Here is a 20,418-nt window from a genome sequence, read left to right as displayed (position 1 = left end):
CTGTCCTCTTTCATTCGCATTCAGCCCTTCACCGCGCCCTGGGTCAGCCCGCCGATCAGGCGGCGCTGCACGAGAAGGAAAAGGATGGTGGCGGGCATGGCGCCCACGACGGCGCCCGCGGCAAGCAGGCCCCATTCGATCTGGTATTCGCCGATCAGCGTCTGGATCGCGACCGTGACGGGCCGCACGTTCTTGCCGCCGAGCGTCAGCGCGTAGAGATATTCGTTCCAGGCGGTGATGAAGATGTAGATGCCGGTGGAGATGATGCCGGGCATCGTCAGCGGCAGCACGACGCGGCGCAGCGCCGTCAGCCGCGAGCAGCCGTCGATCATCGCCGCCTCGTCGAGGCTCTTCGGGATCGCGCCGACATAGCTCGTCAGCATCCATACCGCGAAGGGAATGGCGACCGTCGCATTGGCGAGGATGAGGCCAAAATGCGTGTCGAGGATGCCCGCTTTGCGCATCAGCACGAAGAGCGGCAGGATGAGCAGCACGATCGGGAACATGTTGATGAGCAGGAACTGCAGCATCAGCACCTTGCGGCCGGCAAAGCGGAAGCGCGAGAAGGCGTAGGCCGCCGTCACCGCGACGGCAAGGCCCAGAACCACCGTGCCGCAGGCGATGATGAGACTGTCGAGCATGTTGCCGAGGAACGAGGTCTGGCGCAGCAGCCGCACATAGTTGTCGAGGCTCCAGCCGGCGGGCGAGACGGAGACGCCCGTGGCGTTCAGCGTCGCGGTCGGGGTCAGCGAGGTCAGCACCATCCAGGCGAACGGCCCCATGGCGAAGAGCACGATCACCAGCACCGGCAGGTCGGTGGTGAGGATGCGACGGAGCGTGGACGGCTTGTTCATCGTTCGACCTCCCGCATGGTCCGGGCGAGATAGACGGCGACGATCGCGCCGAGGAGGATGGTGAAGGTCACGGCGATGGTCGTGCCATAGCCGAAATCGAGGTTCTGGCGGGCGCGCACGAAGGCGTAGAGCGGCAGCGTATGGGTCGCATAGCCCGGCCCGCCGCCGGTCATCACGAAAATGACGTCCATGGAATTGGCGACCCAGATGACGCGCAGCAGCCCCGCCGTCGCCAGCACCGGCGCGATGCCGGGCAGCGTGATATGCACGAACTGCCGCCACGCCGACGCGCCGTCGATGGAGGCGGCCTCGTAGTGGCTGCGCGGAATGCCCTGGAGGCCGGCGAGGATCATCACCGCGAAGAACGGGAAGCCCTGCCAGGTCAGCGTCGCGATGATCGCATAGAGCGCGAGCTTCGGATCGGCGAGCCACGGCACGGCGGACTGCACGACGGAGAGATAGAGCAGGATATCGTTCAGGACGCCCGTATTGGGATCATAGATCCAGCGCCACATCAGCGCGATCACCACGCTCGGCAAGGCCCAGGGAATGATGATGAGGGCGCGCGCGAGGCCGCGCCAGGGGAATTCCCGGTTGAGCAGCAGCGCCGTAACGAGGCCGAGCCCCATCTGAAGAGGCACGGTCAGGCCGATCCAGATCGCGGTGTTGCCGAGCGCCGTCCAGAAGACGGGGTCGGCGAAGAGCTTGACGTAGTTGCCGAAGCCGACGAAGCGGCTGGCATTCGGCTTCCAGAGGATGAGGTCGTAGAAGCTGGTGATCAGCGCCTGCACCATCGGGAAGAAGACGATGAACAGGGTGACGAGCACCGCGGGCGCCAGCAGCATGTAGGGCATCAGCCGGACGCTCCAGGGCGTCGGGATGATCACGGCAGTCGATGGTGAGGCGGTGGTCGCGGTCATGCGGTCGTTCCCGGCCGGTTGGCATTCGAAAGATCCCATCCGCCCAGATGTTCGGGCGGGGCGGATGGGAGGGGTGGAGCGGGCGCAGGACCGTCCGCTCCGGGGAGGTCACTGCTGCGCGAAGAGCGCCTCGAGCTGCTGCATCATCTGCTCGGAGGTGATCTGACCGGTCAGCGCCTGCTGCATCGCGGTCTGCCAGGCCGTGTTGACGAATTCCGAGGTCGCCGTGTTCTGCGGCAGCACATGGGCGAAGGGCAGCGACTGAACGGTGGCATCGACGAAGCGGCGCTCATGCTGCGTCCAGTTTGCCGAGCCGCTCTTGGTGACGGTCATCTGGCCGGTCGCCTTGTTGAACTCGACATTGTTCTCGCCCTCGGCGAGGAAGGAGATCCACTTCCAGGCCGCGTCCTTCACTTCCGAACTGGAGAAGATCGCAAGGGATTCGTCGCCATAGGACGTCCAGCGACCGCCGCCGCATTCAGGCACCGGCACGGCCGAGACCTTGTCGCCGAGCGCCTTGACCATGTCGTTCGACGAGCCGATGTGATGGATCGTCATCGCCGTAGTGCCGTTCTTGAAGGCGGCGGTGATTTCCTGGAAGCCGTCGTTCGGTGCGGAGGCCGGAATGACCTTGTCCTTCTGGAACAGATCGATGAGCCACTGGTTGGCGGCGATCGCCTGCGGCGTCGTCAGGCCGCCCGGTTCCAGCTTGGCGCCCTGCGAGAGCACGAAGGCGCCCCACTGGTCCCAGCCGCCCTTGCCGCCGCGAAGGCCGAAGCCGTAGGTCGCCGGCGCCTTGGTAAGCTTGATCGCGGCGTCGCGGAACTCATCGCAGGTCGTCGGCGGCTTCAGGCCGGCTTCGGCGAAGAGGTCGGCGCGATAGTAAAGATAGAGCACGACATACTGGATCGGCAGGTAGTATTGCTGGCCTTCCGGCCCCTTGTTGAGCTCCAGCAGGTTGTCGAGCAGGTCCGCCTTGCCCGGCCAGGCGTCGATGCGCTCGGCAAGCGGCTCCAAAGCACCCATTTCCACGAGGCGCGGCTGGGCGAAGAGCTTCACCATCGCCGCATCCGGCGCATTGCCGCCGACCAGCGCGGTATAGAGGTTATCGTAGTAGCTGTTCCACGGAACGTTCTCCGCTTCCACCTTGATGCCCGGATTGGCCGCCTCGAACTTGGCGACGAGATCGCCCATCGGGTTTTCCGGATTGTCGAAGTGATACCAGAAGCGAACGGTTTCCGCCGATGCGGTGCTGGCAAGCAGCGCCGTCGCAAGCGCGGCCCCGACCGCAAGTTTCCTCCAGATTTTCATTGTCTCCTCCTTTGAAAATCGAATTCAGTTTGTACCGGTCATCCGCCGGGCATCGGCGCCCGCTGCCGCCAGCGCCTCGCGCGCGGCGGCAAGATCGAGCGTGTTCTGCAAAAAGCCGTGCGTGACGCCCGGCACAACCGTCAGGGTCTCGTCGCGGCCGAGGCCCTTCAGGCGCTCGTGCAGCACGATGCTGTCGGACAGCAGCGGATCGACGCCCGCCGCCATCAAATGCAGCGGCGGCAAGGCGATCAGCGCCTCGTCCGATGCGAGCAGCGGACAGGCCAGCGGATCGGCCGAAACATCGCGGCCGCCGACATACCAGCGCCAGTAGCGCTGCATCTTCGCGGTGGTCAGGCCCGGCCCGTTCTCGAAATCGCGATAGGAATCAGTGCGGAAATCGCCCGCATAGGTTCCGTAGAAGAGCAGCGCGCCGGCGACGGGCGGGCGCCCTTCGGCCTGCTCGTGCAGCATGGCGGCGAGCGCGAGGTTGGCCCCGGCGGAATCGCCGGAAAGGATGAGCGGACCGGCGGTCACGCCGAGCGGCGCGGACGCGGCAAAGGCGAAGCGGATCGTCGCAACGACATCCATGAGCCCCGCGGGATAGGGATGTTCCGGCGAGAGGCGGTAATCGGGCAGCAGCACCGGCAGGCCGCATTCCAGCGCGAGGACGCGCGCGCAACGCTCATGCGTTTCCGGGCTGCAGAAGGCAAAGCCACCGCCATGCACGAAGACGACCGCGCCGGCGCCGTGCCCCGGCGGCACGAGGACCTTGAGGCGCACCCGCGCCGAGCCGAGGCCCGCATCCGCGTCGATCCACGCTTCGCCGACGGCCGCCATCTCGGGCAGGTCGACATTCCAGCGCCGGTTGCTTTCCTCCGAGAGCGCCCTGCCCTCGGCCGGCGACAGCGTCGTCGGATCGGGCTGCGGCCCGGTCTCGGCGGCCACGCGGGCAAGCAGCGCGGCCATTTCCGGCGAAAGCCGGGTAATGTCGGGCACGATGCTCATTGCGTCGCCTCGGGAAAGACGTCGGGACCGAGGTCGACGATGGTTGCGATGTGGTGGCGAAGCGCCGCGCTCGCCTGCGCGACATCCCTGTTCTCTATCGCCTCGATGATCGCGCCGTGGCGCTGGGCGGTCGCCACCAGATCGCGCGGCGTGGTGCTGCGCGAAATCTTGAAGCGGTGATTGTGCACGAGGCAGCGGTGCAGGATCGGATCGAGCGCGGGAAGCTGCGCATCCTGGAAGATGCGGCGGTGGAAGTCCCGGTCGAGGGATGCAAGCTCGAGCTCGTCGCCGGCGGCGGCCGTATCGAGCATTTCGGCGAAGAGCGCCTTGAGGTCGGAAACGAGCGTGCGGCTCGGCATCTGCAGCGCGCGCAGGATGCCACTGCATTCGATCTGCTGGCGCACGCGGAACATCTCCACGGCCTCGGCCTCGGTGCATTCGGAGACCTGCGTGCCGCGATGCCCCTGCCGGCGCACCAGCCCCTCTTCCTGCAACTGGAGCAGCGCCTCGCGCACCGTGCCCTGGCTGCAGGAGAAATGCGCGGCGAGATCCAGCTCCGTCAGCGCCGCGCCGGCCGGCAGGACCCCGAGCATGATGTCGCGCTTGAGCGCGTTGAAGGCGGCCGCCGACTTTGCCGGCCTTGCCGCGCCTCGCGCATTCGACGGTGCAGAAAAATAGGTCATCGGCCGGCTCGCATGGTTGCCAATCGCGTCTTGTATCATTATTGATATTGATATCGATAATGAAGGTCAAGGGCAGAGTTGACCTTTCGGAGGAGAAAGCCGTGACAGCAATCGCCTTGAGGCAGATCCGCAAGACCTATGGGTCCCTGGAGGTCATCCACGACGTCGACATCGATATCGCCAGCGGCGAATTCCTGGTCCTCGTCGGCCCGTCCGGCTGCGGCAAGTCCACCCTCCTGCGCATGATCGCCGGGCTGGAGGAGATTTCCGGCGGAACCCTCGATATCGGCGGAAACATCGTCAACGCGCTGCCGCCCTCCGACCGCGACATCGCCATGGTCTTCCAGGACTACGCGCTCTATCCGCATATGAGCGTACGCGAGAACATGGCCTTCGGCCTGAAGATGCGCGGCACGGAGACGGCGACCATCGACGGCCGCGTGTCGCAGGCCGCCGACATCCTGAAGATCGAGCCCTTCCTCGAACGCCGGCCGGCGCAGCTTTCGGGCGGCCAGCGCCAGCGCGTCGCCATGGGCCGCGCCATCGTGCGGGAGCCCTCGGCCTTCCTGTTCGACGAGCCGCTTTCCAATCTCGACGCCGCCCTGCGCGTCGAGATGCGTCTTGAGATCGCCAAGCTGCACAATCGCATGAAGGCGACGACCGTCTATGTCACCCATGACCAGGTCGAGGCCATGACGCTCGCCGACCGCATCGTGGTCCTCAATGCCGGCAAGATCGAGCAGATCGGCCCGCCGCTCGATCTCTACCACCGCCCCGCAAGCCTCTTCGTCGCGCGCTTCATCGGCAGCCCGACCATGAACACCATGCCGGCGGCGATCATCGCCACGGACACCGGCAGCGCAATCCGCCTCAGCGACCGCACCCTGCCGCTTGCCGGTCTCGACACCCCTCCTCCGCCCGGCGCCGCAACCTTCGGCATCCGTCCCGAGGACCTGATCGCCTGTCCGCAGGAGGAAGCCTGGTTCAGCGGCGAGCTCGCCGTCGCCGAACGGCTCGGCAGCCAGACCTACGGCTATGTGGAGATCGGCCAGCCCCGCATGCTGACCGTCGAATTCCCGCGCGACACGCCGATCCGCGTCGGCGACCGGATCCACGTTCGCCCGAACATGCAAGCGATCCACCTTTTCGACGCGGCCTCGGGCCTCCGCATCAACTGAGCGGGGGCGCGAGCAGACCGGCGCCCGGCGCGGAGGCCAGGTCCTGCTGCCTGCCAATGGTCAGCAGCCATTTGTGGAACCGCTGGCCGACGGGTCTTTCGAGGGCCGCCCGGTCCCAGGCAAGATAGTAGCTTTCCGGCAGCTTCATGCGGATATCGAAGGGAACCACCAGGCTGCCGGCGGCGACCTCGTCCCGCACCATGGAGATCTGCGCAAGAACGAAGCCCCTGCCATTGGCGGCGGCATCGATGGCGCTGCTCGACAGGGTGAAGGAAAGGCCGGAGAACGTCTGGCTGCCATCGGCGTCAATCAGCCGTGCCCAGTCCCGCCATTGCGGCGACGCCTTGTAGTCGGATTCCCACTCGACATTGAGGAGCGGGAATTTGAGGATATCCTGCGGACAGTCGAGAACCCGGTTGGCGAGGAGCGCCGGCGAGCACGCCGGCACCACCCAGTCGGTGAAGAGGTTGGCGACATGCTCGTGCACATTCGCGCGCCGGCCGTAGGTGATGCGGAAATCCACATGCTCGATGCCGATGCGCGGCTCCTGCTCCTCGCCGAGAATGCGCACGCTCGATTCCGGACAGAGGGACTGCCAGTCGAAGATCTTGCGGCTGACCCACTTGTTGGCGACGGATGTCAGCGCGCTCAGCACGATCCCCGTCTCGTTGCGGGCGCGCGTCAGCACGCCGGCAGCGTGGGAAAGTTGCTGGAAACCCTTCGCCACTTCCCGGTAATACACCCGCCCCCATGACGACAGCTCGACCCGCCGGCCGCGCCGCTCCAGCAGCGTCAGCCCCAGACATTGCTCCAGATTGCGAACCAGCTGGCTCACCGCGCCGGGCGAAACGCCGAGGTCCTCGGCCGCCGCGCTGACCGAGCCGCACCGTCCGATCGCCTCGAAGGCTTGCAGGCCGCGCAGGGACGGGTTCGGCATGGTGAAGCTCCTCCGGAAGCGACGCAGTTTAGAATTTCTAAAAAAGAACGCAGCCGCTGGCAACTTGTTGGCACGAAAAAATCAACGAACATTCGCTTGGCAAAACGCAAGGAGAGCGAGATGTTTCTCAAAAACGCCTGGTATGTTGCGGCCTGGGACAACGAGGTCGGCCGCGAACTGAAACCCGTGACCATCCTGGGCGAGAACATCGTCCTCTACCGCCTTCAGGACGGCACGCCCGCCGCACTGGAAGATGCCTGTCCCCATCGCAAGCTGCCGCTCTCCATGGGCCGCATCAAGGGTGACGACGTGGAATGCGGCTATCATGGCCTGACCTTCGACTGTTCGGGCACCTGTACCCGCGTTCCCGGCGCCGAGCGCATCCCGCATGTCGCCAAGGTGCGGTCCTATCCGGTTCACGAGCGCTACGGCCTGTTGTGGATCTGGATGGGGGATGCCGCCAAGGCGGACCCGAAGGACATCTTCGAGGTCGAGCATTTCGACGATCCCGCCTGGGGCATCAACCGTGGCGAATCCATGATGCTCCACTGCAACTATCTCTACATGACGGACAACCTGCTCGATCCGTCCCATGTCGCCTGGGTGCACCAGTCGTCCTTCGCCAGCTCGGCCTGCGAGGAGACACCGCTGGAGACGACCGTCAAGGAAGACGGCGTGACCGTCTGGCGCTGGATGATCGATTCCGAGCCCGCCCCCTTCTATGCGCCCTTCCTGCAATTCGAGGGCAATACCGACCGCAAGCAGCACTACGAGGTGCGCTATCCGAGCAATGCCATCATCAAGGCGATCTTCGCGCCGGCCCACACGGGCGGGGAAGGCCGCGACCTGCCGGACAACACCTTCCTCATGGACAGCTACAACTTCATGACCCCTGTCGATGAGAACCGCACCAAGTATTACTGGTTCCAGATGCGCAATTTCGCGCCCGACGACGCCAAGGTCTCCGCGAGCTTCGCAAAGTCCGTGCGCGGCGCCTTCGAGGAGGACCGCGTGGTGCTGGAAGCGGTTCATCACGGCATGGCCAACATGCAGACGCCCAATCTCGATCTGAAGATCGATGTCGGGCCGATGCGCTTCCGCCGCAAGCTCGCCCAGATGATCGCCGCCGAGACGCAGGCCGCCACCGTCGCGGACGCCGCAGAGTAAGGATAGACCCCGGATGCCCGATGCCGCGGCTTCGCGCTTCCGCCCCTTCGAGGTCGTTTCGAAGGTGCGCGAAAGCGCCACCATCACGTCTTTCCGCCTGGCGCCCCTCGAACGGCAGCATTGGCGGCCGTTCGAGGCGGGACAGTTCCTCACCATGCGCGTTCCCGACCGCAAGGGCGGACATGTCCTGCGCAACTACACCGTCTCCTCATCGCCGCGCGAGGAAGGCAGCTACCGCATCACGGTGAAGCGCGAGGCAGCGCCCTCGAAGGACGTGCCGGAAGGGCTGAGCTCCTGCTGGCTGCATGACGAGATCGAGCCGGGCGCCGTGCTGGAGATCGATCCGCCGCGCGGCGCTTTCCGGCTCGATGCCGCAAGCCGCCGGCCCGTCCTGCTCCTGTCCGGTGGGGTCGGGCTCACGCCGACGGTCTCGATGCTGGACGTGCTGGCGAGGGAAAGCGATCGCCCGGTCTGGTTCATCCATGCCTGCGACGGCGCGGCCGTCCATGCCTTGCGCGACGAAGTGGAGCGCCTTGCGGCGTTGCGGCCGGGCATATCGGTGCATTTCTGCTACCGCTTCGCCAAAGACGGCGAGCTCGCTGCGGGCCGCTGCCATTCCACCGGCTTCGTCTCCCGCGCGACGCTCCAGAGCCTTCTGCCGCTCGACGACTACGAGGTCTATATGTGCGGGCCGCCGCCCTTCATGCAGGCTCTCTACGGCATCCTCACCGGGCTCGGCATCGGCAAGGAACGCATCGCCTACGAATTCTTCGGCCCGGCAAGTCTCCTGTCGGAGAGCGGCGCGGCGCCGGTGCAGCCGGAAACGCCGTCGGCCGTCACGCCGGTCGCGGACGAGGATGGCGATGGGTTGCGCATCGTCCTGCAGAAATCCGGGCGCAGCCTCGCATGGGATGGCAAGAGCGAATCCATCCTCGCCTTCCTGGAGGCGAAGGGGATCGAGCCCGCCTTCTCCTGCCGGGCGGGCGTCTGCGGAACCTGCGAGCAGGGCCTCGTCTCGGGAGAGGTGGATTACTTCGAGGAACCGCTCGACGAAATGCCGGCAGACCGGGTACTCCTGTGCTGCACCCGCCCGAAATCCTCCATCGTGCTCGATCTCTGACGCCGGAGAGGCCTGCGGGAAAGGGCCCATTGCCTGCAAGGAAAGGCGCAAGCCGCCTTCCTTGAAACCAGACCAAGACAGGCCGGCCAACGGCCTCACAGGGGAATGAGAATGAACGCCAAAGCAGTTCTGCACACAGACAACCGGGAGCACTGTCGCATGTCCCCTTCCGCCCTCTTTTCCGGCGATTTTTCGGACCTGCGCAGCCGGTTTCTCGCTGCTGCAAGCCAGGCGGGCGCCAGCCTCGTCGCCTACCCCCATCCTCTGCACGGGCCGAACGGCGAGCAGCTTTCGACCGACATCGCCTATCTCGGACGCCCCGACGCTGCAAAGCTGCTGGTGCTGATCTCCGGCACGCATGGCGTCGAAGGCTCCTTCGGCTCGGCCTGCCAGACGGCCTGGCTCTCGCAGAACACGCCCTGGCAGCTTCCCGACGACACCGCCGTCCTCGCCATCCACCTGATCAATCCCTGGGGCACCGCCTGGAGCCGCAGGGTGAACGAGGACAATGTCGACCTGAACCGCAACTTCATCGACTGGCAGAAGGGGCCGCCGCGCAACGAACGCTACGCCACGCTGCACGACGCCGTCGTCTGGCGTACCTGGGAAGGCCCGGAGCGCGAGCGGGCGGCCGAGGCCTATGACGCGGCGAAACGGCGCTTCGGCGGCTATGCCGGCCTCGCCCCCATGATCGAGGCGGGCCAGTATGCCTTTTCGGACGGCCTCTACTATGGCGGCGACGGTCCCGTCTGGTCCAACCGCACGCTCATCGAGATCCTCTCGACATTCGCCCGGCAGGCGTCCGAGGTCGTCGTCTTCGACCTGCATACGGGCGCCGGTCCCTATGGCTATCCGGCCCTCCTCTCGGTGGCCGAAGGCGAGCATGCCGGTCTCGACTGGGGGCGGCATATCTTCGGCCCCGCCCTTTCCGTCGTCCTCACCGGCACGGACGCGACGACCGACACGGGCATCGCCGCGACCGCCACCGGCTATGTTTCGGCCGCCGTGCGCAAGGCGCTGCCGAAGGCGCGCGTCCTGCCGCTGGTGGTGGAATGCGGCACGCTCAACGGCGAAACGGTCATCGAGGCCGTCCAGGCGGACAACTGGCTGCATCTCTACGGCAAGGTGGACACGCCGCTCGGCGAGCGCATCAAGAAGGCGCTGCGCGCCGCCTTCATTCCCGAGGACGAGGACTGGCGGAACACGTGCCTCGCCACGGCGCTGCGCCATTTCGACCGCGCCTTTGCCGATCTCAAGGCCGTCGGCGGCGCGGGTGCCGAAAAGCCCGTCCCCGCCGCCGCGCCGGTTGCCGTCATCGCCCATGCGGAGACCGTGCATCCGGGCGCCGGCGAGCGTCCGGCGCTGGAAGTGCACGACCTTCACAAGCGCTTCGGGCAGCTTTCGGTGCTGAACGGTGTCAGCCTTACGGCCCAGCCCGGCGAAGTGGTCTCGATGATCGGCTCCTCGGGCTCCGGCAAGAGCACGTTCCTGCGCTGCATCAACCTGCTGGAACAGCCGCATGACGGGCGCGTCGTCATCGACGGCGAGGAAATCCGCATGAAGAAGACACCGGACGGCAATGCCGCGCCGACCGACATGCGGCAGGTCGAGCGCATCCGCTCGCGGGTCGGCATGGTGTTTCAGAACTTCAATCTCTGGCCGCACATGACGGTGCTGGAGAACATCATCGAGGCGCCGCTGCATGTGCTGAAGGAAGAGCGGCAGGCCGCCGTCGATCACGCGCATGCGCTCCTGAAGAAGGTCGGCCTTTCCGAAAAGCACGCCCAATATCCCGGCCAGCTCTCCGGCGGCCAGCAGCAGCGCGCGGCCATCGCCCGCACGCTCGCCATGCGCCCAAAACTCATCCTGCTCGACGAGCCGACCTCCGCGCTCGATCCCGAGCTTGTCGGCGAGGTGCTGCGCGTGATCCGGCAGCTGGCCGAAGAAGGAAATACGATGATCCTCGTGACGCACGAAATGCAGTTCGCGCGCGAGGTTTCGCACAAGATCCTCTTCCTCCACCAGGGAAAAGTGGAGGAAGAGGGTGCACCGGCGGACGTCTTCACCAATCCGCGCTCCGAACGCATGCGCCAGTTCCTGGCCCGTACGCTCTGACGCCCGCCGGCCGACAACAACGTTCAACATGGGGAACCAGAACATGAAGCTGATGAAAAGCCTGCTGCTCGCCGCGTGCTTCGCCGCCGGCACTACCGCCGTCTGGGCGGCCGAAGGCGAATTGTCGATCGGAACGGAAGGCGCCTACCCGCCATGGAGCATGGCGGACGCCGCCGGCAACGTCACCGGCTTCGACGCCGATGTCGGCAACCTGCTCTGCGCCAAGCTTGAGGTGAAGTGCCAGTTCGTCGTGCAGGCCTTCGACGGCCTCATCCCGGCGCTGAAGGCCAAGCGCTTCGACGTCATCATCTCGGGCATGTCGATCACCGACGACCGCAAGAAGGAGATCGACTTCTCTATCGGCTATGCCGAGCTTGCCAACATGTTCGTGGCACCGAAGAGCTCCGACCTTGCCGGCATCAAGGACCTCGACAGCCTGGTCAAGGCGCTCGACAGCAAGAAGGTCGGCGTGCAGGCTGGTACCACCCACGCGCACTATCTCGAGAAGAACGTGCCGAACGCCGACCTGAAGACCTACGACACGCTCGACCAGATGCAGATCGACCTGGCCAGCGGCCGCGTCGACACCGCGTTTTCCGACGTGTCGGCGCTGGAAGACTTTCTCGCCAAGCCCGACGGCAAGGATTTCCAGCTTGTCGACGTCAAGATCGCCAGCTCTTCCGATCCGACCCTCGGCGAAGGCATCGGCGTCGGCATCGCCAAGGACAATACCGAGCTGAAGGCCCGTATCGACAAGGCGCTCTGCGAGCTGGTCGCCGACGGTTCCATCGGCAAGGCCAGCCAGACCTGGTTCAAGTCGGACATCTCCCGGCCCTGTCAGCAGTAGCAACAGCGCGTTCCCCGGCAGCAGGCGCCGGGGAACGCCGCATCCGGAAGGCATGAAGGGTTCGGGCGGGAACGATGGAACTGGGAATCTGGCAGGTATGGGAGGGCGGCTGGATCGCCGCGATCCTGCGCGGGGCGGCGGTCACGGTCGCCCTCGGCATAGCGAGCATGGTCTTCGGCATCGTCATCGGCGTCGCCTGCGGGCTCATCAAGTGGGGGCGGATCTTCCCGCTGACGCTGGTCGTCGACTTCTATACGTCGATCGTGCGCGGCGTACCCGAGCTCCTGATCATCTATCTCCTCTTCTTCTCCTCGGTTGAGTTCGTGGCGCGCGTGGCGGCGGCCTTCGGCTATGCGGGGCTAGCCGGCAACGGCTATGCCTTCGTCATCGCCGTCATCGCCATCGCCTCCATTTCGGGCGCCTATTCGACCGAGGTGGTGCGCGGAGCCCTCGCTGCCATCCCGGCCGGCCATATCGAGGCGGCGCGGGCGCTCGGCATTCCGGGACGCCGCATCTTCCGCCGCATCATCGCGCCGCAGATGCTGCGGATCGCCGTACCCGGCATGAACAATGTCTGGCAGACGACGATCAAGGACACCGCGCTCGTCTCTGTGGTGGGCTTGCAGGAGCTGATGCGCGCGGCCTTCGTCGGCGCGGGCTCCACTCGCCATCCCTTCATCTTCTATTTCATCGCCGCCGTCGTCTACCTTGCGATCACGCTGGTGAGCCAGGGCGGCTTCGACCGGATCGAGCGCCTGCTCCAGCCGAAGAACAGGAGCTAGGCCATGGATCTCGAACTCGTTCGCCTTGCCGTGCCGACGCTTGCCAAGGGCGTGTGGCTGACGGCCATGCTGACCGTCGCCTCCGTCGCCATGGGCTTCAATCTCGGGCTGGCGCTCGCGGTCATGCGGCTGTCGAAGAACCGGCTGCTGAGCAGCTTCGCCAAGGGCTACAGCACGGTCTTCCGCGGCACGCCGCTGCTCGTGCAGCTCTTCCTCTTCTACTACGGGCTCGGCCAGCTTTCCTTCGTGCGCGACAATCCGGTGCTCTGGTGGATCGTCGGTGACGGCGTGCGCTGCGCCGTTCTGGCGCTGGCGCTCAACACGGCAGCCTATACGTCGGAAATCCTGCGCGGCGGCCTCATGTCCATTCCCGGCGGCCTGATGGAGGCGGCGCAGGCCTGCGGCATGTCGCGCTTCCTGTGCTTCCGCCGCATCGCGTTTCCACTCGCCATCCGCCAGGCGCTGCCCGCCTATGGCAACGAGCTGGTGCTGGTGGTGAAGGGAACGAGCCTTGCCTCGACGATCACCGTGCTGGAGATCACCGGCCACGCCAAGCGGCTGATGAGCCAGACCTACGCGATCCTCGAGATCTTCGCCATTGCCGGCATGCTCTATCTCCTGATCAACCTGATCCTCATCACGCTCATCCGCCTTCTGGAGGCAAGCCTCACGCGCTACCTGCCGCGCTGAGCGGCATAAGGGGAAGGCAGCCCTCACTTCGGATTAATGTTTTCATATTAGGACTTGTTGTAAGGGGCCTTGCTACCAGCCGGTGACGAAGATGGAAAATCCAGCAACGAGCGCGCAACCGAGTGCCGACACTCAAGCCACACCGCAATCGGCGCTCTATGGCCTGCTGGAACGGCTGCGGCGCACCCTTGCCGGCCCCTTCGACCGCCGGACGATCCTGGAATTGCGCCGGCAGATCGAGCGTCAGTCGGCCCTCACTCGCCGGATCGAGGCGGCGCTTGCCGGCGCCGACATCTTCGAGCGCGCCTCCATGGCCGCGGGCATGGGCACCTGGCAATGCGAACTGCCCAGCGAGCAGCTGACCTGGAGCAGCGGCACCTACCATCTCTTCGGCCTGCCGCAGAATTGCGGCCTGGTGCGCGGCGATATCCTCAGAAGCTACAGCGAGGATTCGCTCGCGCGGCTGCAGAGGATCCGTGGCGAGGCGATCCGCAACGGGGACGGCTTCGGACTGGACACGGAGATCGAGAGCCCGGAATTCGGCCGGCGCTGGATACGGATTTCCGCGACGGTCGAACGCCGCGACGGCGAGCCCGTCCGGCTTTTCGGCATCAAGCAGGACATTACCGCCGAAAAGACCATGCTCGATCACATGCGCCATCTCGCCGAGCACGACGTGATGACCGGCCTTGCCAATCGCACCCGCTTCCAGATGCGGCTCGCCGACATGTGCGGACCGGACGGATCGGGCGGCGTGCTGATGCTCGTCGACCTGGACGGCTTCAAGGAGATCAACGACACGCTCGGCCACGCCCTCGGCGACGAGTGCATCATCGAATTCACCCGGCGGCTCCGCGCGACCTGCACGGGCGCCGAACTGGTCGCCCGCATCGGCGGCGACGAGTTCGCGATCCTCTTCGGCCCTTCCAGCAGCCGGGAGGCGATCGAGCGCACCGCGCGGCAGGTAGTCGATGCCGGCAAGCTGCCGATGAGCTGTTCCGGGCATGTCTTCAGCGTCAGCGCCTCCATCGGCTTCGCCTTTGCCGAAGCGGAGACCCCGACCAGCCTCTTCACCAAGGCGGACCTTGCCCTTTATGCCGCAAAGGCAGACGGCGGCGATACTTATCGCGAATTCCTGAAGTAGAACCTGAGCAGGTCGACCGTCTACTGATCGGGCGAAAGACCGGTCGTCTGCTCCATGCGGCGCATGCACTCGTCGTTTCCGGCGAAACGGTAGGTGCTGTAGACGGCAAGGCCGTACCCCTCGTCGCCCGCAAGAACCACGCTGGCCGACTGCAGGTTCTGGAAGCGCCGTTGCAGGTGGTTCCACTGGTTGAAGATCTGCCGCTCCTCGGCGGTGATCGTATGCTTGAGGAGAAGGTCGCTGCCGGCGGCCGGCGTATGGGCCACGTCGACCTTTTCGTCCGGCTCCCCGAGCTCCTTCGTCATCCGCGCCGTGACATCGGCGAATATCCGGCGGGTGAGATGGCCTTCATCGTCGTCGGCACGATAGGGCGTGACGGCGGTCAGGTTGCAGACGCCGACGCCATCGACGAAAGCGAGGATATATTCCTCGTAAAGAGGATCCGCCCCAGGCAGCTTCCGGCATACATATTGCCCCGTAGTATCCGCCGGCCCCTCCGCCAGCGGCTCGCAGCCGAGCGCCGAGGGCCGCGCATCCTGCGCGACGCCGAAGGGCGCGAGATTCGGCTGGATCGCCATCGTGTTGGCGATGATCGCAGCAAGAAGGCCGAGAAATGCTTCCATGGGTGACGTCGAGATCCTGTTGCGAGCGGCGGCTTCCTGACGAAGTGTACCACGCGAACGTTTGTGAATTTAGGCGCTGTAGCACATTGGCTCCTGTCCCGCGATCACATCAATGGGAATGGAGACGCCGGCCCCGGCGGTTGCGTTCGAGGGGCCGGTTGCTATGGTGAGCGAATGCCACAGCCGCCCGGTCGGCTGCGTCTATCCATTTACAGGACAGGCTCCATGAGCGGCTTGAAGCGACTTTCGGACGAGGCACTGGTTGCCCGGCTTCAGCATGCGGCCTTTTCCTACCTCATCGACCATACCGATGAAGAGACAGGGCTCGTGGCCGATACGTCCCGCCCGGGGTCGCCCTGCAGCATCGCCGTCGTCGGCTTTGCCCTCTCCTGCTATCCGATCGCCGTCAGGAACGGCTGGCTGTCGCGCACGGAAGCCGCGCGGCGCACGCTGAAAGTGCTGAAATTCTTCCTCGCGAGCCCCCAAAGCAAGGCGGCCGACGCCACGGGTTACCGGGGCTTCTACTATCATTTCCTCGACATGAAGACGGGCAGGCGCGTCTGGCAATGCGAGCTGTCGCTGATCGACACCGCCCTCCTGATGGCCGGCATCCTCGTGGCGGGCTGTTACTTCGATGGTGCCGGCGAGGAAAGCGACATCCGCGACCATGCAGATGCCCTCTATCGCCGCGTGGACTGGCACTGGGCACAGAACGGAACCTCGGGCCTGTCGCAGGGCTGGAAACCCGAATGCGGCTTCCTCCACTATGGCTGGGAAGGCTACAACGAGGCGACGATCCTTTACATCCTCGGCCTCGGATCGCCCACCTTCCCGCTGACGGCAAGCTGCTACGACACATGGAGCCTGACCTATCAGTGGGAAAACCTCCTCGGTCATGACGTCCTCTATTCCGGGCCCCTCTTCACGCATCTGTTCTCGCATGCATGGATCGACTTCCGCGGCATTCGCGACGCCTTCATGCGCGAGAAGAACAGCGACTATTTCGAGAACACGAAAAACGCGATCGCCATCCACCGAGAATACGGAGAGCGCAATCCTTACGAATTCGAAGGCTATTGCCGCGACTTCTGGGGCGTGACGGCCGGCGACGGCCCCTCGGTTGCGGCGATACGCCAGAAAGGCCGGGACCGCCGGTTCTTCGGCTACATGTCGCGCGGCGTGCCCTATGGCCCCGACGACGGCACGATCTCCCCCTGGGCGATGCTCGCAACGCTGCCTTTCACGCCCGATGCGGCGCTTTCGGGCACGCGCCACCTCCTCGAGAACTATCCGCAGGTCTGCCCCGGCAACCGGTTTTCCAGCGGCTTCAACCCGACCCTGCAGCCTGCTTCGGGCGGCTGGATTTCCGAAGGCTGGTACGGGCTCGACCAGGGCCTTCTTGCCATGATGATCGAAAATCACCGCAGCGGCCTGATCTGGGAGATTTTCCGGAGCTGCGGATATGTGCGCGACGGTCTTGCGCATGCGGGCTTCGAAGGCGGATGGTTATAGACATGCAGCGCACGGCACCACGGAAAAGGCCCGCAGACGAGGCCCGCTATCTTCGGCGGGTGCGGCCGCAGGACTGGCGCGATCCGGAGCCGAAAGGCATCTACGATCTCGCGGTCGTCGGCGCGGGACCGGCGGGGCTTTCGGCAGCAGAATGGGCTGCGCGGCGGGGCTTTTCGGTCGCGCTCGTCGAGCGCGCGCATCTTGGCGGCAATTCGCTCAATGCGGGGTCCGTGCCGTCGAAGGCGATCATCCGTACCGCGCAGGTATACGGCACCATGCACGATGCCGACGAATTCGGCGCGCCCATGCCGGTCGAATCCGCCCTCGACTTCGGCGATGCGATGGCGCGCATGCGCAGTATCCGCACGCGCGTCGCGGTCTATCATTCGGCCCATGACCTCACCGCCCTCGGCATCGACATCTTCTTCGGCGCCGCCCGGTTCACGAGCGCCGACACGCTGCTCGTCGACGATACGCGCCTGCGCTTCCGCAAGGCGCTTGTCGCCACGGGTGCGCGCCCGCGAATCCCGGATATTCCCGGCCTTGGCGAGACCGGCTATCGCACGAGCTCGACGATCTTCGACATGACGGCGCTGCCGCAGCGTCTTGCGGTCGTCGGCGGGGGACCGCTCGGCTGCGAACTGGCGCAGGCCTTCTGCCGGTTGGGCGCGCATGTGACCATCGTGCAGAACGATCCGAAATTCCTGCCGCGCGAGGAGCGCGACGCGGCGGAGATCCTCTCCTGGTCCATGGCGCGCGACGGCATGGAGATCCGCCTGAACACCGCCGTCGTCGGCGCGCGGCGCGATGGCGACGTCAAGGTGCTGGAAACGCTCAACAACGAGATGAAGGGCGAGATCGCCGCCGACGAGATCCTCGTCTGCACCGGCCGGCTGCCCAATGTCGATGAGCTCGATCTCGATGCCGCCGGCGTGGCGTTCAGCCCCCTGCGTGGCATCAAGGTCGATGAATTCATGTGCAGCAGCAATCCCGACATATACGCCGCCGGCGATGTCTGCCTGTCGCTGAAATTCACCAATGCGGCGCAATCCTCGGCGCGGATGGCGGTAGAAAACGCGCTGGCGCAGGGCCGGCTGCGGCATGACAATTCGGTCATTCCCTGGTGCACGTTCTGCGATCCGGAGATCGCCCATATCGGCCTGCAGGTCTGGGAAGCCCGCACGCAGTCCATCCCGATCAAGAGCTATACGGTGATGCTGAGCGACGTGGACCGCGCCATCACGGACGGACAGGAGACCGGCTTCGTCAAGATCCACATCGCGGAAGGCAGCGACCGCATTCTCGGCGCGACCATCGTCGCCTCGAGGGCCAGCGAACTGATCAACGAAATGGCCGTCATCATGAGCACCGGCATCGGCATGGAGGCACTTGCCAAGGTGGTCCACACCTATCCCGCCCAGTCCGGGGCGATCATGCTGGCGGCGCAGGCCTACCGGCGCGACGTCGACAGGGTGGCCCGGGGCTCCTCCGGAGGCGGGCCGGCCTGAAGCGCCCCTCAGGCGTGATCGCGGGCGGGCACGAGGCGGATGGTGTGTGCGAAGAGGTCGCCCTTCATCTCCTCCGCGCCCATCGCGATGATCGCCGATCCCGCCAGTTCCTCCCGGAATATGGCGGCGATCCTCTCGCCGTTGCCATCGGCGGCAAGGTCGCCGATATCGTCGATGACGATCCAGTCCGGGCGGTGGAGCATGAGCTGGACGACACTCAGCATCCGCCGCTCGTCGTTTCCAAGCTCATGCTCCCAGCGCGCATTGCGGTCGAGCAGGGATGAAAGGCGTTCCAGCCCGGCCCGTTCCAGTGCCTTGAGGATATCCTCATCCCGGCAGGCATCGACGTCGCGCGGATAGCACAGCGCCGCCCGGAGCGGGCCGAGCGGCATGTACGGATCGCGCACCACCACGGCGAGGCCGGCATCGCGCGGCAACTGGATGCTGCCCCTGCCCCAGAGCCAGAGGCCGGCAAGCGTGTGCGTCAGCAGTGTCTTGCCGGCGCCCAGCGTCCCGGTGACGAGCAGGCGGTCGCCGGGGCGGATCGTCACAAGCGGCTCCGAGAGCCGAATCTTTCCGTCCGGCACGTCCATTTCCAACCCGTCGATGACGATGGCGGGCTCCGGCGAGCGGGTGAAGGCGATGCGGTCGTCCGCCCCGTCGGCCGTGTCAGCTTCGAGGAGGGCAAGCCGGAACGCCGCGACACGCCGCAGCGTTGCGCGCCAGTCGGCGATGGAGCCGATATTGTCGACGAACCACCGCAGCGAGGCATGGAACTGGTTGAACGCGCCGACGGCCATCATCAGCCCGCCGAATGTCATGTCGCCGCCGAAATAGACCGGCGCGGCGATGATGATGGGTGCGACGATCGTTACCCAGCCATAGCCCGAGGTGACCCAGCCGAGCCGGATCGTCGCGGAAACGATGCGGCGGGTGGCGAGGATGACCGCTCCGAGATCACGCTGCAACCGCCGCGCCTCGTCCGCCTCGCCGGATGCGACCGATATCGCCTCGATCTGCTCGTTAACCCGCACGAGGGAATAGCGCAGGTCCGCCTCGCGCGCATAGCGGTCGCCGTTCAGCGCGATCAGCGGGCGGCCGACCATCCAGCTGAGCCAGGATGCCGTTCCCGAATAGACGACCGCCGCCCAGACCATGTAGCCGGGAACCTGAAAAGCGGCGCCCCACAGATGGAAGACGAAGCCCGAGGAGAGCGCCCAGAGCACGCCGACGAAGCTTGCAAGCAGGACGCCGGCTTGCAGCAGCCCGACGCCGAGATCGACGGAAAGATCGCACAGGCGATGGGCATCCTCGTGCAGCCGCTGGTCCGGATTGATGCCGATCTGCCCCCTTCGGGCGACGCAGAACGCGCGGCCCGGCCGGAGCCATTCGTCGATCATGTCGCGGGTCAGCGCCTCCCTGAGCCGCAGGTGCAGCATCTGGTTGAGCCATTGCTGCACGACATTGAGGACGAGCAGCGCGCCCGCGATCTCGAAGAAGACAAGGAGCTGCGCGAGGAAGGCCTGCATGTTGCGCTGCTGCAGCGCGTCGTAGAACGGCCTGTTCCAGCCGTTGAGAACGATCTGGCCATAGGCCGTGGCAAGGATGACCGCGAAGATGCCCGCGGCGAGCAGGACCAGTGTCCGCCTGAGCGGCGAGCCGCGAAAGGCGTCGGCCATGGTGGCGAGATATTGCCGCAGCGGCCGTTCCTCCACACCGTCACGCATCCGGCCGGACCCTGCCTTAACCGCGATGCCGCCGCTGTCCCTGGTCATGCCGAGCCCTTCGAAGAGAATGGCGCGAGACTACACCGCGTCCTCGGGCGCCGTCCATTCAATCGGGCGTGACATGTCGGATTGCGAGGAATAACCGCGCGAATGGAGCCGCTGCGGAGCAGCCGCGAAACCATTCCATTTTCAGCAGAAACGAGAGATTGAAATGGAATTTTTTTCTTCAACTGTGGACATTACGGCATCGATGTGTCATAAGATGTCCAAATTGCGACGCTATATCGCTTTTGCG

18 protein-coding genes are annotated in these 20,418 nt (G+C 65.5%); 10 read left to right on the top strand and 8 right to left on the bottom strand.

What is annotated here, in order from left to right:
* Positions 1 to 20: 20 nt before the first annotated feature.
* The 5 genes from DSD28_RS06905 to DSD28_RS06885 all read right to left on the bottom strand — a co-directional run bounded on the left by DSD28_RS06905 (position 21) and on the right by DSD28_RS06885 (position 4,773).
* A complete protein-coding gene (locus tag DSD28_RS06905; RefSeq protein WP_119255642.1) occupies positions 21 to 854 on the bottom strand; it encodes a carbohydrate ABC transporter permease in 834 nt (277 codons plus the stop codon).
* A complete protein-coding gene (locus tag DSD28_RS06900) occupies positions 851 to 1,774 on the bottom strand; it encodes a carbohydrate ABC transporter permease (protein WP_119255641.1) in 924 nt (307 codons plus the stop codon). The genes DSD28_RS06905 and DSD28_RS06900 overlap by 4 nt, the downstream gene beginning before the upstream one ends.
* 108 nt (positions 1,775 to 1,882) lie before the next feature.
* A complete protein-coding gene (locus DSD28_RS06895; RefSeq protein WP_119255640.1) occupies positions 1,883 to 3,085 on the bottom strand; it encodes an ABC transporter substrate-binding protein in 1,203 nt (400 codons plus the stop codon).
* Positions 3,086 to 3,109: 24 nt separating this feature from the next.
* On the bottom strand, positions 3,110 to 4,090 hold the full coding sequence (locus DSD28_RS06890; RefSeq protein ID WP_119255639.1) for an alpha/beta hydrolase: 981 nt from the start codon (positions 4,088 to 4,090) through the stop codon (positions 3,110 to 3,112).
* Positions 4,087 to 4,773: a GntR family transcriptional regulator gene (locus DSD28_RS06885; RefSeq protein ID WP_119255638.1), complete on the bottom strand. Its 687-nt coding sequence runs from the start codon at positions 4,771 to 4,773 to the stop codon at positions 4,087 to 4,089. Before DSD28_RS06885 ends, DSD28_RS06890 begins: the two co-directional genes overlap by 4 nt.
* A gap of 101 nt (positions 4,774 to 4,874) precedes the next feature.
* Here DSD28_RS06885 and DSD28_RS06880 point away from each other — a divergent pair, with 101 nt between their 5' ends.
* The gene (locus DSD28_RS06880; RefSeq protein ID WP_119255937.1) at positions 4,875 to 5,951 is read left to right on the top strand and encodes an ABC transporter ATP-binding protein; all 1,077 of its coding nucleotides are present in this window, start codon (positions 4,875 to 4,877) and stop codon (positions 5,949 to 5,951) included.
* Here the strand turns inward: DSD28_RS06880 and DSD28_RS06875 are convergent.
* Positions 5,944 to 6,888, bottom strand: a complete 945-nt coding sequence (locus DSD28_RS06875; RefSeq protein WP_119255637.1) for a LysR family transcriptional regulator — start codon at positions 6,886 to 6,888, stop codon at positions 5,944 to 5,946. The two genes, DSD28_RS06880 and DSD28_RS06875, sit on opposite strands and share 8 nt — an antisense overlap.
* Positions 6,889 to 7,008: 120 nt before the next feature.
* On the opposite strand from DSD28_RS06875, the gene DSD28_RS06870 reads away from it, so the two are divergent.
* The 7 genes from DSD28_RS06870 (at position 7,009) to DSD28_RS06840 (ending at position 14,753) form a co-directional block, all read left to right on the top strand.
* Positions 7,009 to 8,055 (top strand): aromatic ring-hydroxylating dioxygenase subunit alpha, encoded by a 1,047-nt coding sequence (locus DSD28_RS06870; RefSeq protein ID WP_119255636.1) that lies wholly within the window; start codon positions 7,009 to 7,011, stop codon positions 8,053 to 8,055.
* A 13-nt stretch (positions 8,056 to 8,068) separates the two neighbouring features.
* Positions 8,069 to 9,175, top strand: a complete 1,107-nt coding sequence (locus DSD28_RS06865) for an FAD-binding oxidoreductase (RefSeq protein WP_119255635.1) — start codon at positions 8,069 to 8,071, stop codon at positions 9,173 to 9,175.
* 159 nt (positions 9,176 to 9,334) lie between these two features.
* Positions 9,335 to 11,290: a DUF2817 domain-containing protein gene (locus DSD28_RS26475; RefSeq protein ID WP_119255634.1), complete on the top strand. Its 1,956-nt coding sequence runs from the start codon at positions 9,335 to 9,337 to the stop codon at positions 11,288 to 11,290.
* 43 nt (positions 11,291 to 11,333) lie between these two features.
* Positions 11,334 to 12,137, top strand: coding sequence for a transporter substrate-binding domain-containing protein (locus DSD28_RS06855; protein WP_119255633.1), 804 nt, complete (start codon positions 11,334 to 11,336; stop codon positions 12,135 to 12,137).
* Between the two features lie 74 nt (positions 12,138 to 12,211).
* Positions 12,212 to 12,919 (top strand): ABC transporter permease, encoded by a 708-nt coding sequence (locus DSD28_RS06850; protein ID WP_119255632.1) that lies wholly within the window; start codon positions 12,212 to 12,214, stop codon positions 12,917 to 12,919.
* A gap of 3 nt (positions 12,920 to 12,922) precedes the next feature.
* On the top strand, positions 12,923 to 13,609 hold the full coding sequence (locus DSD28_RS06845) for an ABC transporter permease (RefSeq protein ID WP_119255631.1): 687 nt from the start codon (positions 12,923 to 12,925) through the stop codon (positions 13,607 to 13,609).
* Positions 13,610 to 13,700: 91 nt separating this feature from the next.
* Positions 13,701 to 14,753 carry a diguanylate cyclase domain-containing protein gene (locus tag DSD28_RS06840; RefSeq protein WP_119255630.1) on the top strand — a complete coding sequence of 351 codons (1,053 nt, stop codon included), beginning with the start codon at positions 13,701 to 13,703 and terminating at the stop codon, positions 14,751 to 14,753.
* A gap of 20 nt (positions 14,754 to 14,773) precedes the next feature.
* Here DSD28_RS06840 and DSD28_RS06835 read toward each other — a convergent pair whose 3' ends face one another.
* A complete protein-coding gene (locus DSD28_RS06835; protein ID WP_119255629.1) occupies positions 14,774 to 15,376 on the bottom strand; it encodes a hypothetical protein in 603 nt (200 codons plus the stop codon).
* A gap of 225 nt (positions 15,377 to 15,601) precedes the next feature.
* On the opposite strand from DSD28_RS06835, the gene DSD28_RS06830 reads away from it, so the two are divergent.
* Together DSD28_RS06830 and DSD28_RS06825 are read left to right on the top strand one after the other, a co-directional pair.
* A complete protein-coding gene (locus tag DSD28_RS06830; protein WP_119255628.1) occupies positions 15,602 to 16,888 on the top strand; it encodes a glucoamylase family protein in 1,287 nt (428 codons plus the stop codon).
* A gap of 2 nt (positions 16,889 to 16,890) precedes the next feature.
* Positions 16,891 to 18,396, top strand: coding sequence for a mercuric reductase (locus tag DSD28_RS06825; protein ID WP_119255627.1), 1,506 nt, complete (start codon positions 16,891 to 16,893; stop codon positions 18,394 to 18,396).
* 8 nt (positions 18,397 to 18,404) lie between these two features.
* On the opposite strand, the gene DSD28_RS06820 is transcribed toward DSD28_RS06825, so the two are convergent.
* Positions 18,405 to 20,171, bottom strand: a complete 1,767-nt coding sequence (locus DSD28_RS06820; protein ID WP_245424769.1) for an ABC transporter ATP-binding protein/permease — start codon at positions 20,169 to 20,171, stop codon at positions 18,405 to 18,407.
* Positions 20,172 to 20,418: the final 247 nt, after the last annotated feature.

Origin of the sequence: Shinella zoogloeoides (assembly GCF_003574625.1) — a bacterium.
GTDB lineage: Bacteria > Pseudomonadota > Alphaproteobacteria > Rhizobiales > Rhizobiaceae > Shinella > Shinella zoogloeoides_A.
This window is presented reverse-complemented; position numbering and strand designations above follow the sequence as displayed.